Origin of the sequence: Actinomyces johnsonii, from assembly GCF_006546835.1 — a bacterium.
GTDB lineage: Bacteria > Actinomycetota > Actinomycetes > Actinomycetales > Actinomycetaceae > Actinomyces > Actinomyces johnsonii.
Genome location: NZ_VICB01000003.1, coordinates 157,272 through 173,069, shown reverse-complemented (window position 1 = coordinate 173,069; position 15,798 = coordinate 157,272). Strand labels below are relative to the sequence as shown.

General features: G+C 68.9%; 10 protein-coding genes. 8 read left to right on the top strand and 2 right to left on the bottom strand.

Features of this window, described 5'->3' with window-relative positions; genetic code table 11:
* Positions 1 to 59 precede the first annotated feature (59 nt).
* The 3 genes from FK256_RS01435 to FK256_RS01425 all read left to right on the top strand — a co-directional run bounded on the left by FK256_RS01435 (position 60) and on the right by FK256_RS01425 (position 2,466).
* Positions 60 to 1,322 (top strand): App1 family protein phosphatidate phosphatase, encoded by a 1,263-nt coding sequence (locus tag FK256_RS01435; protein WP_141423418.1) that lies wholly within the window; start codon positions 60 to 62, stop codon positions 1,320 to 1,322.
* 319 nt (positions 1,323 to 1,641) lie between these two features.
* The gene (locus FK256_RS01430) at positions 1,642 to 1,956 is read left to right on the top strand and encodes a hypothetical protein (protein ID WP_141423417.1); all 315 of its coding nucleotides are present in this window, start codon (positions 1,642 to 1,644) and stop codon (positions 1,954 to 1,956) included.
* Between the two features lie 192 nt (positions 1,957 to 2,148).
* The gene (locus FK256_RS01425; protein ID WP_021606603.1) at positions 2,149 to 2,466 is read left to right on the top strand and encodes a hypothetical protein; all 318 of its coding nucleotides are present in this window, start codon (positions 2,149 to 2,151) and stop codon (positions 2,464 to 2,466) included.
* A gap of 14 nt (positions 2,467 to 2,480) precedes the next feature.
* On the opposite strand, the gene FK256_RS01420 is transcribed toward FK256_RS01425, so the two are convergent.
* Positions 2,481 to 3,260, bottom strand: coding sequence for a trimeric intracellular cation channel family protein (locus FK256_RS01420; protein WP_141423623.1), 780 nt, complete (start codon positions 3,258 to 3,260; stop codon positions 2,481 to 2,483).
* A gap of 223 nt (positions 3,261 to 3,483) precedes the next feature.
* Between FK256_RS01420 and FK256_RS01415 the strand changes: the two genes are divergently transcribed.
* The 5 genes from FK256_RS01415 (at position 3,484) to FK256_RS01395 (ending at position 12,593) form a co-directional block, all read left to right on the top strand.
* Positions 3,484 to 4,398: a cation diffusion facilitator family transporter gene (locus FK256_RS01415; protein ID WP_021606605.1), complete on the top strand. Its 915-nt coding sequence runs from the start codon at positions 3,484 to 3,486 to the stop codon at positions 4,396 to 4,398.
* Positions 4,399 to 4,454: 56 nt separating this feature from the next.
* Complete coding sequence (locus FK256_RS01410; RefSeq protein ID WP_196800823.1) at positions 4,455 to 5,366, top strand: copper homeostasis protein CutC; 912 nt, start codon at positions 4,455 to 4,457, stop codon at positions 5,364 to 5,366.
* A gap of 312 nt (positions 5,367 to 5,678) precedes the next feature.
* The gene (locus FK256_RS01405) at positions 5,679 to 6,500 is read left to right on the top strand and encodes an alpha/beta hydrolase family protein (RefSeq protein ID WP_141423416.1); all 822 of its coding nucleotides are present in this window, start codon (positions 5,679 to 5,681) and stop codon (positions 6,498 to 6,500) included.
* Positions 6,501 to 6,590: 90 nt separating this feature from the next.
* On the top strand, positions 6,591 to 11,360 hold the full coding sequence (locus FK256_RS01400) for a DUF3418 domain-containing protein (protein WP_141423415.1): 4,770 nt from the start codon (positions 6,591 to 6,593) through the stop codon (positions 11,358 to 11,360).
* A 270-nt stretch (positions 11,361 to 11,630) separates the two neighbouring features.
* The gene (locus tag FK256_RS01395) at positions 11,631 to 12,593 is read left to right on the top strand and encodes an ABC transporter permease (RefSeq protein WP_425321566.1); all 963 of its coding nucleotides are present in this window, start codon (positions 11,631 to 11,633) and stop codon (positions 12,591 to 12,593) included.
* 1,534 nt (positions 12,594 to 14,127) lie between these two features.
* On the opposite strand, the gene FK256_RS01390 is transcribed toward FK256_RS01395, so the two are convergent.
* Entirely contained in the window at positions 14,128 to 15,654 is a 1,527-nt protein-coding gene (locus FK256_RS01390) for a phospholipase D-like domain-containing protein (protein WP_009234434.1), read from the bottom strand.
* Between the last annotated feature and the right edge of the window lie 144 nt (positions 15,655 to 15,798).

Genomic DNA, 15,798 nt, shown 5'->3' with positions numbered 1-15,798 from the left:
CTCTCATCGCCCTCCTCCACTTCGACACCCGGATTCGGCCCGTCAACTAGGATCGGGGAGTGCCCCTCTCCGACATCGCCCGCGCCGTCGAGGACCAGTTCCACCGCGATTCCATCCCCGTCCTCAAGCGCCAGGGCTGGCGCCCCCGCGTCATCCCCTATGACGGCTACGGCACCAGCACGCCGGCCGAGTCGGCACCTTCGAGTCTTGCGGATCCCTCATCGGAGCGACGCCGCTGGCAGGCCCCACCCCGGCCCAAGATCGACGGCCGCCCGGATGCCGCCCCCGTTTCCCGGGCGGCCCGCCCCAAGATCTCTCCCCCGATCTCCATGGCTCGGGTCCTGGCCCGTATGGTGATGCGCCCCCAGGACGCCCCGGCCGAGGGCCCTCTGTTCCGCTCCCTGCCTGCCTCCCTACCGGCCAGTCCCGCCCAGGCCCGCGACTTCGCCCTGACCAGTCTGCTCGATGCCCAGCGCGGCTGGCGCCTGTTCATCGAGGTACCGGCGGCCTTCCTGCCGGTGACCGTTCACGTGGGCCGGGCCAGCGTGCGTACCAGGGCCGACCGCAGTGGCTACATCGACGTCGTCGTGCGCGATCACGGGCTGGAGCCGGGCTGGCACGAGGCGAGGATCGCGGCGGCCGGGGCCGAGGCGGTCGCCGCCAAGGTCCTCATCATCCCTGAGGGGCCGCGCCTGGGCATTATCTCCGACATCGACGACACCGCCATGATCACGCACGTGCCCCGGGTGCTCGTGGCCGCCTGGAACCAGCTCATCAAGTACTCCTCGGCGCGGGAGCCCGTCCCCGGCATGGCCGAGCTCTACTCGCGTATCCAGGCCGCGCACCCGGGAACCCCGATGATGTACCTGTCCACCGGCGCATGGAACGTGGTACCGACGCTGCGCTCCTTCCTCTCCCGCCATGGCTTCCCCTCGGGGCCCGCACTCATGACCGACTGGGGCCCGACCAACACCGGCTGGTTCCGCTCGGGGATCGAGCACAAGCGCACCGAGCTGCGCCGACTCATGATCGATCTGCCCCAGATCACCTGGATCCTCTTCGGCGACGATGGCCAGCACGACCCGCACATCTACGGCGAGGCCGCCCGCCACCACGCCGACCGCATCGCCGCCGTCGCCATCCGCCGTCTGACCGCCACCCAGCAGGTGCTCGCCGGCGGGCTGACCGCGCACCCCATGGGCATCGAGCCCGAGGCACGTACCCTGGCCGAGGCCGACGTCCCCGTCGTCGTCGGAGCCGACGGATACGAGCTGGCCCGGCTCCTGCCCCGCGAGCTGTTGGAGACCTCGCCGCACCGCTGACGCCCCTTCCAACAGCTGACGACAACAGCTGACGATCCCCGAACGTCTCACGGCCGTGCCTTACGGGCCGCTTCCTGCTCCGGGAGCTCAAACCGGCGCCGTAGGGCACGAACGCGAGCCCCTCAGCGGTGCGGCATGTCTCACGTCGCCCGCTCACCGGCCATCGATCCCCGGCAGCACGCGGCTCAGCCAGCGCCATCATTCCTTCACAGGGATGCCACAGGTTTGCCCTACGAGGCCGACAGGTCACCGCAGTTACCTGGTTCCACCAGGGGGCGGACGCCCCCGTTCCCATCCCCGCTTCAACAGGAGGAAACACATGTCCCCCTTCTTCTCCAAAGACTTCTCCAAGAACTCCTCGACCGTTCCGGCAAACGTCCGCACGATCACCCCGGCCTCCTCGACCGCCGCCTCGCTCCGGCGTCACGCGATCCTGGCCGACCTGAACGTGCTACAGGTGGCAACCCTCATGGGGACCGCCCTGCTAGTGGCACTCGGCGTCGCCCTGGGCGGGCGCTCCTACATCACGACCGTCTCACCCGATGGCCTGATCAGCTCCCAGCCGGGCGCCTACGGCTCCAACGGTGCGAACCCCGCTGAAACCGTTGACGACTCCTCGCCGGCGGCCATGTGATTCTCAGCGCCCCCGCAGGAGCGATCCCTCGGAGCCCGGTGAGGGGCGACCGCAGCGCCGGGCATCGCGCCGCACGTGACGCTGTGGGCGATCAGGCCGCCGATGGGGAGTCCTCACGGAGGCCGGGCCGGTTCGCGGCCGGTATGGTGATGAGGCATCAACCAGCGCTTCCCTCAAGCTCAGGAGACAGATATGGCCGGCAAGATCCCCTTCATCCTCGGACTCGGCGCGGGATACGTGCTCGGGACCCGCGCGGGGCGTGCCCAGTACGAGCGCATCAAGTCCGCCGCCTCGAGGGTCGCCGAGCAGCCCTTCGTGCGCACCCGGGTCGACGCCGCCTCCAGCCACGTCAAGCAGGCCGTACGGTCCCAGGGCGAGGCCGTCACCGAGAAGGTCGCCGACGCCGTCAAGGAGCGGCTCTTCGGGACGCCATCGGCCAAGAGCGCTGGCCAGTCCCAGCCCGTCGACGCTGGCGAGGCCAGCCTGCGTCCGGTCAACGAGGCCGGTTAGGCCTCTGACGTCCCCTACCCCTGCTCGGGCTGCTCCGACGGCGTACTGCCGTCTGTCGCCCGTCCCCCGCGACCGCGCCAGGCGGGGGCCTTGAGCGGCCCCATCATGAGCGCCCGGCGCCAGCCGACCAGCGCCCCCGGTCCAGTCCGCCGCCCGGCCCGACGCCGCTCCCGATCGGAGATGACCGGCAGCTGCCAGGAGCGCCAGTAGGCGAGTACGCACAGGCCGGCCCCGACGGCGGTGGACACCAGCATGGCGTGCGCGTCGGCCACCCCCATCCGCACGGCCAGGACCTGGGTGCCGGCGGCGATGAGCGCCGGGATCGCGTAGAGCTTGTTGCCGCCGAAGACCGCCGGGGTCTCCCCCACGGCGACATCGCGGATCATGGATCCCCCGATCGCCGTGAGGCAGCCCAGCAGGAGCGCTGGCATGACACCGAGCCCGTGGGTGAGGGCCTTCGATGCGCCGGTCGCCGCCCAGCAGCCCAGGATGACGGCGTCGGCCACCACGAGCAGGCGCCGGGTAGGACGCGAGGTCAGGGGCACGAACCAGGCGACCGTGGCACCCAGGCAGGCGGTATAGAGGTAGTAGGGGTCAGTCAGGGCGAAGGGCGGACCCGCCTGGATCATGACGTCGCGCAGGATGCCGCCGGCCGTGGCGGTGAGCATGGCCAGGACAACGAAGCCCACCAGATCGAAGTTCTTGCGCCGCGCGATGAGCCCGCCCAGGATTCCGTTGAGCAGCACGCCGCACAGGTCGAGGATCCGGAAGGTGTCGGTGAGGGAGGCCGGCATGTGCAGCGCGAGGGAGGAGACGTCCAGCACCCCGATCCTCCCGCCTTTCGCTGATGTCGTGGTTCCTGCTTCCTGCGTTGCGTCGTCCCGGTGTTGTCCGGGCGGCGCCCGTCGCCACCTTAACCCACAGCGGTCCGCGAGCTCCGGCGCCGGCTATTCGCGCATTGCGGCGATGCGAAATCTCGGCTGGTCAGGGCGCAGCGGCCCGCGCCATGATCGAGGGGTGTCCTCACGATACGCACCCCCCAAGGACCTCAGTTCCTACGCGTGGCTCTCCATCGGCGCCGCCCTGGGCACCATCGCGCTCAAGGGTGCCGCGGCCTGGGTGACCGGCTCGGTGGGCCTGCTCTCCGATGCCGCCGAGTCGATGGTCAACCTGGTGGCCGCGGTCGTAGCGCTCATCGTGCTGAAGATCGCGGTCAAGCCCGCCGACGCCGATCACCAGTTCGGCCATTCCAAGGCCGAGTACTTCTCGGCCGTCGTCGAGGGCGTCATGATCTTCGTGGCGGCCGCCTTCATCATCATCTCCGCCATCGGCCGCCTCATCGACCCGCAGATGCCCGAGCAGCTGGGGCTGGGGCTGGCGGTCTCGGTGGTGGCCTCGCTCCTCAATGGCGCGGTGGCCTGGATGCTTTACCGGGCCGGGCGCCGCGAGCGCTCCGTGACCCTGGTGGCCGACGCCAAGCACCTGGCCACCGACGTCGTCACCTCCGCGGCGGTCCTGGTCGGGGTGGCGCTGGTAGCGGTCTTCGACTCGGCCGTGCTCGACGCCGTCGTCGCCCTGGGCGCCGGGCTCAACATCATGTGGACCGGCTTCACGCTCATCCGCGACTCGGTGGGCGGGCTGATGGACATCGCCCCGTCCACCGAGGTACTCCAGACCGTCGAGCGGGTCCTGGCGCGCCATCGCCAAGCGGGCATGATCGATTTTCACGCCGTGCGGGTGCGCGAGGCCGGGAACCGGCGATTCATGGAGCTGCACGTGCTGGTTCCCGCGGCCTGGAGCGTCAAGAAGGGGCACGACTTCACCGAGCAGGTCATCGACGAGCTGGTCGACGCCGACGCCAGCCTGCGCATCTCGGCGCACCTGGAGCCGATCGAGGATCCCAAATCCTACGAGGACCTCGAGGACATCTGACATCTACCCGGTTTTCATCAACGTCAGGACATGTCAGACTCGGCCCCATGAACGCAATGAGGCTCACTAGCTCAGCACCGTCGCTGCGCCAGCACACGATCACCGCTCCCGCACCCGCCTGGCGCCACCCGGACCACATCGTCCTGGAGACCTGCGTGGAAGACATCGAGGGCGTGCGGATCTCCGCTCGGGCCGGGGCCGACCGCGCCGAGCTATGCGACAACCTCACGGCCGCCGGCACCACGCCCTCGATCGGGACCATCGAGGCGGCCATCTTCGCCGCCGCCGAGCAGGTCGAGCAGCGCCGGGCACAGGCCGGCCCCTACTGGGCGGATAAGGCCGACGCCGCCGCCCCCTTCGGCCTGAGGGTGATCATCCGCCCCCGTGGCGGTTCCTTCGTCTACGACGCTGATGAGGGCCGGGCCATGATCGCCGATGTGCGACGCATCGCCTCCCTGGCCCTGGAGATGGCCGAGTTCACCCGCCCCCAGGCCACGGGCGGTGGGCGCGGCCAGCTGCCGCCGGCCGTGGACCTGGGCTTCGTCGTCGGCGCCCTGACCGAGGACGGCACGATCGACCGCGGCCTGGTGCGCCTGCTGGTCGACATGGCCAATGGCGCTCCGGTCACGTTCCACAGAGCCTTCGACCAGTGCCGCGACACCGTCGAGGCCTACGGGGATCTGGAGGGGCTCGGCGTGCGCTACGTCCTGACCAGTGGCGCGGCGCAGACTGCGGCCGACGGCGCCTCCGTGATCGCCGGGCTGGTGGCCAGCGGCGGGCCGACCGTCGTCGCGGCCGGGGCCGTACGCCCCCATGGCCTGGTCGACCTGGTGGAGTCCACGGGCGTGCGCGAGGTCCACATGCGTTGCCCGCGCGAGGGCATGACCCCCGATGAGCCCCAGCGCACCGACGAGGCCCTGGTGCGACGCGCCGTCGAGGCGGTTCGCACGGTTCCGCTGCCTGAATAGCGCCAGGGCAACGCCGAGAGGCCCAGTCGGCAGCCGTGCCTCTCGGCGAGTGCTCCCCGTCCCCCGCACTGAGCGAAGGGGACAGCCCCGCACGATCCAGTGCGGGCCCCAGTGTCCGTCCTCGCCCCCTCTCCGATCGCCCGCTTTCCACAGCCCGTCATCCACCATCGTAAAATCCTCACAGTTCGTGGATACCCACAGTCCCCGGTGCGGATGGCGGCCCAGACGCCACCTTCACGCTGGAAGCGCAATCGGGACAACTCCCCCCATGAGCCCCATGACCGTCCCTATTTTCTGTCTTAGGTTGACCCCATGAGCGACGTCCGTATCGGCACCCCTCGCGGGATCACTCTGGCCGGCACCCTTCTCCTGCCCGCCGGGGCCGCTCCGATCGATCTGGAGGTTTCCACGACGCCCGACGACGCCCAGCCCCCGGAGGCGAGGGCCGAGGGCGTGGTCCTGCTGGCGCACGACTTCCTCACCGACCGCCACGGCCAGAACGGCCGCCTGGACCGGATCGGCGCCCGCTACCGCGAGGCGGGCCTGGCCACGCTCAGCCTGGACTTCTCCGGCCTGGGAGAGTCCGACGACGACGTCATCACCCTGGCAGGAGAGGCCGAGGACCTGCGCGCAGCCTCCAGCTGGTTGGCCGGCCTGGGCTTCACCCGGCAGATGATTCACGCCAACGGTTTCGGGGCGACGGCCGCGCTCCTGGCCCGGCCCGAGCAGGTGCGCACGGCCGTGCTCGTGGGTGCCATCGTGGGCCCGCAGTCGATCCTGTGGGAGGAGGTCTTCTCCCCTGAGCAGCTCGATGAACTGGCCCAGCACGGGTTGACGCGACTGGTGGACGACAACCCCAACTCGCGTGAGTGGAACGTCCTGTCCAAGGAGACACTGGCGGACTTCTCCATGCAGGAGCCGGAGCGCACACTGGCGGATCTGCCCTGGCCGGTGCTCATGGTGCACGGGGTGCTGTCCAACGAGCTGCCGGATACCGCTGAGGCCACGGCCGAGGGCTTCCCGCTGCTGCCTGACTCCAGTCAGATGGTGCAGGTCCACGCCAAGAACCTGGAGCAGGCCCAGGAGGAGGTCGCCCGCCTGAGCCTGGAGTGGGCCCGCCGTCGTCTGCGCTGAGCGGCCGGAGGACCGGCGGCGGCGCGCCGTCCTGCGCTGTCAGCGGCCCGGGGAGGCGCCGGCGCGCGTATAGGGGACAATAGGGAACCTATGGAACAGGGCGAGGACCGGAACCGGGGTCACAACGGCGATCAGGCCGATCGGCACAGCGGCCGGCAGGGCCATGAGCCAAGTACCGGACAGAGCGATATACGGCCCCGTGGGGGCGACACTGGCAGCACCGACGGCGCACAGGGCGGCGATACGCGGGGCGAACAGGACAGGCGCGCCCCGCACGGCCGCAGTCGCCAGAGCCGGCGCGCCGGTAAGGGCACTGGCCGACGCCGGAGCGCCTGGAAGGGCTACTCCCCCGAGCAGCTCGCCGCCCGCGCCGCCGCCGTCCCGGCAATCGTCTACCCCGAGGAGTTGCCGGTCTCGGCCCGCCGCGAGGAGATCGCCGCCGCCATCGGCGAGCACCAGGTCGTCATCGTCGCCGGCGAGACCGGTAGCGGCAAGACCACCCAGCTGCCCAAGATCTGCCTGGAGCTGGGCCGGGGCGTGACCGGGATGATCGGCCACACCCAGCCGCGGCGCATCGCCGCGCGCAGCGTGGCCGAGCGCATCGCCTCCGAGCTGGGCACCCCGATCGGGCCGGGCGGTGTCGTCGGCTACCAGGTGCGCTTCACCGAGGAGGTCGGCGAGAACACCCTGGTCAAGCTCATGACCGACGGCATCCTCCTGGCGGAGATCCAGTCCGACCCCCAGTTGCGCCGCTACGACACGATCATCGTGGACGAGGCTCACGAGCGCAGCCTCAACATCGACTTCATCCTGGGCTACCTGGCGCGCCTGCTGCCCCGGCGCCCGGACCTCAAGGTCATCATCACCTCGGCCACCATTGACTCTGAGCGCTTCGCCGAGCACTTCGGCCGCGAGATCACCGGCGACCGAGGACAGCCCTTCACCGTTCCCGCCCCGATCATCGAGGTCTCCGGGCGCACCTATCCCGTCGAGATCCGCTACCGTCCGCTGGCTCCCGACGACGCCAAGCCCGACTCCGACGACGCCGACGGCTCACCGGCCAGCGGGTCGGCCACCCCCCGGCCCGGTCCGGCGGCGCCCGGTGAGCTGAGTGAGGCCGAGCTGGAGGCCCTGACCTCCCCCGACCCGGCGGTGCGCGCTGCGGCGCGGGCCCGCCGGGAGGCCGTCCGTTCCGGGGCGGGCGCCACCGCGCTCAGCCCGCGTAACCAGGGCGCTCGCTGCAAGGGTCGGGGGCGGACCGGCTCCGCAGCCAATGAGTCCGGCGAGCCCAAGGACCAGGTGACCGGGATCCTCGACGCCGTCGACGAGCTGCTGGACGAGCCCGGCGGCGACATCCTCATCTTCCTGGCCGGTGAGCGCGACATCCGCGACACCGAGGCAGCCCTCATCGACCATCTGGGGGCGCGCTACACACCCGACGGCCGCTCGCGCACGCCGGGGGCTATCGAGGTCGTCCCCCTGTACTCTCGCCTGAGCGCTGCTGAGCAGCACCGGGTCTTCGAGGCCCACCGGGTGCGCCGCATCGTCCTGGCCACGAACGTGGCCGAGACCTCCCTGACGGTTCCGGGGATCCGCTACGTCATCGACCCGGGCCTGGCGCGCATCTCCCGCTACTCCAACCGCACCAAGGTCCAGCGCCTGCCGATCGAGCCGGTCAGCCGGGCCAGTGCCAACCAGCGGGCGGGCCGCTGCGGACGCGTGGCCGACGGCATCGCCATCCGCCTCTACTCGCAGGCCGACTTCGAGGCGCGCCCGGAGTACACCGAGCCGGAGATCCTGCGTACCTCACTGGCCAGCGTCATCCTGCAGATGGCGGCCCTGGGGCTGGGGGCGGTGGAAGACTTCCCCTTCCTGGACGCCCCCGACTCCCGCCAGGTCCGCTCCGGGCTGCAGCTGCTCACGGAGATCGGCGCGATCGAACCGGCTGGGGCCGCTTCCGCCCGGTCCGACGACGCCCCCGGGCGGGGTCGGAGGGGCCCGCACCTGACCGGGATCGGTCGGCGACTGGCGCGCCTGCCGATCGACCCGCGCCTGGGGCGCATGCTCCTGGAGGCCGGAGAGCTGGGCTGCGTCGGGGAGGTCATGGTCATCGTGGCGGCCTTGTCCATCCAGGATGTGCGCGAGCGCCCGGTGGACAAGCAGGAGGCCTCCGATGCCCTGCACCGACGCTTCGCCGACCTGACCAGTGACTTCCTGACCTATCTCAACCTGTGGCGCTACCTGCGCACGCAGAGCCGCGAGCTGTCGGGATCGGCGTTCCGGCGCATGTGCCGCGCCGAGTTCCTGCACTACCTGCGGGTGCGCGAGTGGCAGGACGTCCACGCCCAGCTGCGCCAGCTTGCCCGTCCGCTCGGCCTGGATGCCGCCCCGGTGGAGCTGCCGACGGCCCGCTCGATCCGGGCGGCCACCGAGGCCCTGGAGCCGGGTAGCCACGCCGCCCAGATCGCCAACGGGGGCGTGGCGGCCGCCGTCGTGGCCCTGGGACGCAGTGCGGACACGCCCGACGCCGACGCGATCCACCGCTCGCTGCTGGTGGGCCTGCTGTCCAATGTGGGCAACTGGGATGAGCGTCGTCGGGAGTACGCCGGCGCGCGCGGGACCCGCTTCACGATCTGGCCGGGCTCGGGGCTACGCCGCAAGACCTACGACTGGGTGATGACCGCTGAGCTGGTGGAGACCTCCCGGCTCTTCGCCCGCACGGTGGCCAAGGTGGACTCCCGGTGGATCGAGCAGGTGGCGGATCGGGCGGACCTGACCCGCCGCGTCTTCGGTGAGCCCTACTGGTCGACCCGCCAGGGGGCGGCGATGGTCCACGAGAAGGTGCTGCTCTACGGGATGACCCTGGTGGCGGACCGGCCGGTGACGCTGGCGAGCGTGGGGACGGACTCGGCCCGCCAGGTGGCCCGGGAGATGTTCATCCGCTCGGGCCTGGTGGAGGGCGGCTGGCACGCCCGGCACGGCTTCGTGGAGCGCAACCGGGAGCTGATCGAGGAACTTCAGGACGTGGAGCGGCGTCGGCGTGAGCACGGCCTGTTGGCCGACGACACGGCCCTGTTCGACTTCTATGACGACCGCATCCCCGAGGAGGTGACCTCCGCGGCGGCCTTCGACGCCTGGTGGAAGGAGCAGCGGCGCACCACCCCGGACCTGCTGGACTTCACCCGCGAGCTGCTGCTGCCCGGAGGGGGCGACGCCAGCGGCTTCCCGGACACGTGGGTGCAGGGCGACCTGACCCTGGGCCTGGACTACGTCTTCGAGCCGGGCCGCCCCGAGGACGGGGTCAGCGTCCAGGTTCCGGTGGAGGTGCTGGGGCGCCTGACCCCGGATGGTTTCGACTGGCTGGTGCCGGGCATGCGCGCCGAGCTGTGCGTGGCCACGATCAGGGCACTGCCCAAGCGGGTGCGCCGCCAGCTGGTGCCGGCCCCAGACGTGGGTGCCCAGGTGCGGGCCCAGATCGAGCAGGAGTTCCCGACGCCGCCCGGCGCGAGCTGCCCGGAGGTGCCCTTCGAGGAGGCCTTCAGTCGGGTGGTGTCCCGCCTCAAAGGGGTGGAGATCACAGAGGCCGACTGGGCCGAGGCCGCCCAGCGGCTCCCGGACCACCTGGCGATGGGCTTCGCGGCCCTGGACGGCCGGGGCAGGGTCATCGATCGCGGCCGGGACCTGGTCTCGCTCCAGCAGCGGCTGTCGGGCAGGACGGAGGCAGCCGTGCGCTCGGTGGTGCGCGGCGCGCTGGCGCAGGCGATGGCCGAGGCGCAGGAGCGCCAGGGCTCGCGGGGCGCGGACGGCAGACCCGACCGCAAGGGGCGCAAGAAGAAGGCCGGGCAGGTTGCTGTCGCCCAGCGCCCCGACGGCGCTGCCGGGACCACGGGGACCGCCGGGGCCGGCGCCGGTTTGGCGGAGCGTAAGGGGCTGACCGACTGGCCCAGTGGCGTGCCGGGCCTCGGCGACCCGGACGGTTCGACGATCCCGGCCTCGGTGGAGTCGGCGGGACGGGCCGGCCTGGTGGTGCGCGGCTATCCGGCGCTGGTGGTGGCCTCGGCCAGGAGCGCGGATTTGAGGATCCTGCCCGACGCCGTCGCCCAGCTGGGCGCCCACGGCGCCGGGGTCACGGCGCTGGCGCTGGCCCGCACCGCACTGCCGACGGCCCGGGTGACGAGCCGGTGGAGCGCGCAGGAGTCGCTGATCCTGGCGGCCAGTCCCTATCGGAGTACTGAGGCGCTGGTGGAGGACATGCAGGTTGCCGGGGCGCGAATCGTGGCCGGGCGCTGGGCAGCGTCAGCCTCCGGCAGTCCGCTGGCCGAGGTGCGCACGCGGGAGGTCTTCGCCTCCCTGGTCGGCGTCATGCGCGACGAGCTCGAGGACGAGGTCTACCGGGTGGCCCGGCAGGCCGCCGCGGCACTCAGGGCAGCCCGGGAGGTGGACCGCGTGGTGAGCGAGCACACCTCGCTAACCCTGCTGGGCACACTCCAGGAGGTGCGCGAGCACGCGGCGGCCCTGATCCGCGATGGCTTCATCACTGTCACTCCGCCCGAGTATCTGGCGCATCTGGAACGCTACCTGAGGGCGCTGGTGATGCGGGTGGAGAAGGCGGCCTCGGCGCCGTCGGCCGCCTCCCAGGACGCGGCTTTGGCCTTCCAGGTCTCTCAGGCCCAGGAGGTGGTGGACAAGGCCCGCGCCAAGGCGGCCTCGCTGCCGGCCGATCCGCAGCGCGAGGCCCTGCTGGAGGAGGCCCGTTGGATGGTCGAGGAGCTGAGGGTCAGCCTGTTCGCCCAGACGCTGGGCACGAGCCGCAAGGTGAGCCTCCAGCGCATCACCAAGCTCTGCGCCCAGATCGCCTGACGCCTCAGCGCGCTCACCTCACGAACGCCCCGCCCCTCTCGGACACGCCATGGGCCCCGAGTTCTGAGCCCACTCATGAGCCCACAGGGACAGTCCACGAGGTCTATGGTGCGTCCGCCCAGGTACCGAGCCATGACGACTCATCATCCCCACAGATGACGCCTCCTCCCCCAGAGGGAGTACCTCCACGCTGCGGATATTCGCCCACCGGGACGATCACGCCGGGTTCCGGCCCTCCTAGCCTGATGTCATTCAGGAAGAACGACCACCATGAGGATTCCCGAGGACCACCCCACCATGACCACCGCAGCCGCAGCGCCCACCACGGGCCTCACCCGTTTCGAGGCCGCCCAGAAGGCCATCCCGACTACCGCTCACCAGCAGCCGGGCACCGCGCATCAGCGCGCCCTGGAGGCCTCCATCTGGCCGGCCCGGCCGCGTGTGGCCGGCAGACAGTCCGTCGCCGGCGCGGTTCGCGCCGAGTGGCTCAAGCTCCGCACGCTGGTCTCCACATGGATCACCTCGGCCATCACGATCGCCATCATGGTCCTGTTCGGTGCGGGCCTGGCCGTCGGCTACGCCGGTTCTCCAGAGCGGGCCGACGTCGCCAAGGACATGATCTCCTCGGGCTCCACCCTGGGCATGATCGTCGTAGCCGTCCTGGGAGCGCTGGTCGTCACCGGCGAGTACGCCTCGGGCCAGATCCGCTCCTCGGTGGTGGCCGTCCCCCACCGCGGCCGCCTCTTCGCGGCGAAGGCCCTCGTGGTGGCGGCTTTCTCCTTCATCTTGGGAGTCACCTCCGTGCTCCTGTCCTACGCGGTTTCCTACCCGTTCATGAAGGGGCATGCCGGAGCACTCACCAACACCCATTATCTGGGACTCTTCTGGGGAACCGGTCTGTCTTTCACGGTCATCGCACTCATGGCCATGGGGCTGGGCTACCTCACCCGCTCGACGGCGGGAGCCATCACCGTGGTGGTCTCACTTCTGTTCGTCGTCACCATTCCGCTCCAGCTCTTGGCCGGCCGCTGGCAGTGGGCGGTCAAAGTCCTGGGCCTGCTGCCCAACACCGTGGCCGACGCTGTCGCCGATCCCTTCAGCCTGTCCCACCACTGGGGCCAGGCCGGGACCGCCACCTTCCTCCAGCACTGGCAGGCGATCGCCGTCTTCGCAGCCTGGGCCCTCGTCCCGATGATGATCGCCGGAGTCCTCTTCACCCGCCGAGACGTCTGAGCCCACCGGCCCACGCGCCCCATAAGACCCTTTCTCCGGTTCCACACAGTCGGCCCCCGCACCATCCCGGTGCGGGGGCCGACGACGTCGATACTTGTTGATCTGCTCGGGTCAGCGCTGGGATTGGTCATCCCGGTACTTGCGCATCCAGGAGTACCTGGTCCGGTACAGACGGATACCAGTTCCAAGCGCCACGCACATCCAGAACAGAATCGACCCAATGAACCATGAGGGCATAGCAAACCTCCAAATCACGTAGCAGCACCCGTCCTATCCTCAAGAGAAACAGCTGATTGTCGGCTTCTGTTCGATCTGCCCGGCTCAACGCTGGGACTGGTCGTCCCGGTGCTTGCGCATCCAGGAGCTCCTGGTCCGGTACAGACGGACCCCCACCCCCACCAGAACTCCACTCCAACCAACTGCTAGCGCCAACACCCACTGAGGAATACCCATTGCAACACCTCTTCACCTTGACGGGCTCATCTGATTCAGAACGAAACAGCCGACATCTCAATCTTGTACATCATCACCTCGATGCCGATACTCACTTTTCTGTCGAGTGCGGTAATAGCGAATCACCCCCCCCAGCCAGCATACACAGCCAGAAAATAGTCACCCCAATAAACCAAGACAACATAACGACATTCCAAACTCAGAGCAAAATTCAGATTCTTTAACGAAAGAGACCCGGTATGGGCTTGCACACAATTAGCACCAAACCTGCACCGCGATCTCAGCATCAAAGACCCGCATCAAACGCAGATCCGCCGAGGCCAAGAAGTGTGATCGGTCCAATACACGAGCGCAACCCCAGTAAGCCCTTCAGCAGCACCAATACCATTGAGCACCACACCAGCAGGAATACCGACGATCGCCCCATCCGCAGCACCTCCAGCGACACCGGTTACCGCACCAACAGCCATCAGATACCAGCCATAGGCAACAACGGCTGCCTGGGGATACTGACACACGCGGAAGCGGGCTACTCAACAGGGCCAGGCTTTCTCGCGACCAGTCGATCATAGGCCTCAACCACTTTCCGGTAGTCTTCAGGTGAAGCTTTCGCCTTATACTCGGTTTGAAAATCCGCCACCTTCGCCTGCTCAGGACTTTACGCAACCGATTGAGGTGCAGCTACAGCCTGCCCTGCTGAGCCGAACAACATTCCGATCACCATAACAAAGGCCAACATTGGAGAACCTATCCGCCTCAGCGCTCGCGTCACACCTATCGAGATCTCTCCTTCGAATTCGTCGAACCCAAGTAGAATACTTGAGTATTCTCATCCTCGTCATTCACCACAATTTATCGATCGGATAAATGACACCTCCATCATACCGCTCCACACAAACACTCCACATCAGATAATGTGCCAAACATCGGCAGTTCCTACACTTGCCTCTGACAGTCGTTTTCACACAGATCTTTCCAGCAAATCCGACCTTATGACGCACACGAACCAAACAGCCACACATTGTGTGTTTTCTACAAACCTGAAGTGCGCCTGGGAGAAATGCTCGCCCCCTGACCGGCCCTACAGCACGGCGGACATGAGGCGGCAGACGTTGTCCACGTAGCGGTTGTACCAGGGCTCGGTGGCCCACACCTCCGGGGTCAGCTCGGTGCAGATAGCCCGGTAGTCGACGTCGTTGACACGCAGCAGGTCGTCAAGGTCCCCGCCGAAGGCCAGCAGCATGACCTCGTAGTTGAGGGCGAAGGAACGGAAATCCATGTTGGAGGACCCGATGACTCCGACCTCGTCGTCGACCGTCATGTACTTCGAGTGCAGGACTGTCGGCGACGGGTAAAGGTAGATCCGCACCCCGGCGGCCAAAAGCGCTGAGTAGTAAGAGCGCTGGGCGTGGCTGACGATGAACTGGTCGGACTCCTTGCCCACGAACAGCTCGACCTCCACCCCCCGGTAGGCAGCCGACGTCATCGCGGACAGGAGCGCCTCGTCGGGGATGAAGTAGGGGCTGGTAATGGACACGCGCCGCTTGGCCCCATTGATGAGCGCCAAGAACATCCGCAGGTTCGGCTCGGTGGGGTATCCGGGACCGGAGGGGACGAGCTGCATGGCGTTGACGACTGCGTCGGGCCGCCCCGGCCGGGGAGCCGGCGTCCCTATCGGGATCCCCGGCAGACCCGCCATCTCCGGCAGCATTTCCACGGGCGTTCCCAGGGCAAGATCGAAGGCCTCGAGCTGCTCGCCGGCCTCGAAGTACCAGTCCATGGCGAAGACGGCCTGGGCCTCCAGGACGATCTCGCCGGTGACCTCCACGGACAGGTCCTCCCAGCGGCGCCCGGCCCGCACGTTGCGCCGGGTCCGGTAGGTGGGGTCGATGACGTTGTGGCTGCCGATGAAGGCCTTCTCACCGTCGATGACCAGGATCTTGCGGTGGTTGCGCAGGTCCGGGCGGCGCCAGCGCCGCTTGAGCGGCAGCAGGGGCATCATGAGCCGCCAGCGGATGCCAGCGTCGGTCATGCGCTGGCAGAACTGCTTCCAGCCGGGATACTTGCGGCTGCCCAGATGGTCCAGCAGGAGGCGCACCGTAACCCCTCGGGCCACCGCGCGCTCCAGGGACGCGAAGAAGACGTCGGTGACCTCGTCCCAGCTCATGATGTAGAACTCGACGTGGACGTGGTCGGTGGCGGCGTCAACAGCGCGGGCCATGGCCTCGTAGGTGGCGGCGGGCTCGGCGTGAACGGCCACCACCTCCCCGCTGACGCAGGGCAGCCCGGTGAGCCTGCGGTTCATGCGCAGCGCTCCGGCCAGGTAGGTCGAGGGCCGCGCCCCCTTGGGCAGGTCAGGCATGGCGCGGGTGTAGTCGAGGGTGATCTCATTGACGGTGTGCTGCTGGCGGCGGCGGGTGCCGTGAACCCACGGGCTGCCGATGAGCAGGTAGAGCGGGAGTCCCACAAGGGGCAGCAGGAAGATGAGCAGAAGCCACGCGGTCGACGACGACGGACGGCGGTTCTCCGGAACCGTGCCCAGCGCGGCGATCTTGATGAGGTACTCGATGACGACCCAGGTGGTTGCCAGTACCGGCGGCAGCGTCATGTTCGCATCATGTCATGCCACGGGAGCAGTCCCTGGAAAGAAGCCTGGGCGCGGACCGGATGGTCCTGCGCCCAGGCACTGCGAAGGCCCGCCCCGGTTAAAATACCGGGCCGGGCCCTTCGCAACGAGGTCGCTCACCGGTTC

Coding starts and splice junctions, on each gene's coding strand:
- FK256_RS01430 (WP_141423417.1), top strand. CDS start 1,642: ATGTCCCCCTTCTTCTCCAAAGACTTCTCCAAGAACTCCTCGACCGTT.
- FK256_RS01425 (WP_021606603.1), top strand. CDS start 2,149: ATGGCCGGCAAGATCCCCTTCATCCTCGGACTCGGCGCGGGATACGTG.
- FK256_RS01420 (WP_141423623.1), bottom strand. CDS start 3,260: ATGCCGGCCTCCCTCACCGACACCTTCCGGATCCTCGACCTGTGCGGC.
- FK256_RS01410 (WP_196800823.1), top strand. CDS start 4,455: ATGAGGCTCACTAGCTCAGCACCGTCGCTGCGCCAGCACACGATCACC.
- FK256_RS01405 (WP_141423416.1), top strand. CDS start 5,679: ATGAGCGACGTCCGTATCGGCACCCCTCGCGGGATCACTCTGGCCGGC.
- FK256_RS01400 (WP_141423415.1), top strand. CDS start 6,591: ATGGAACAGGGCGAGGACCGGAACCGGGGTCACAACGGCGATCAGGCC.
- FK256_RS01395 (WP_425321566.1), top strand. CDS start 11,631: ATGAGGATTCCCGAGGACCACCCCACCATGACCACCGCAGCCGCAGCG.
- FK256_RS01390 (WP_009234434.1), bottom strand. CDS start 15,654: ATGACGCTGCCGCCGGTACTGGCAACCACCTGGGTCGTCATCGAGTAC.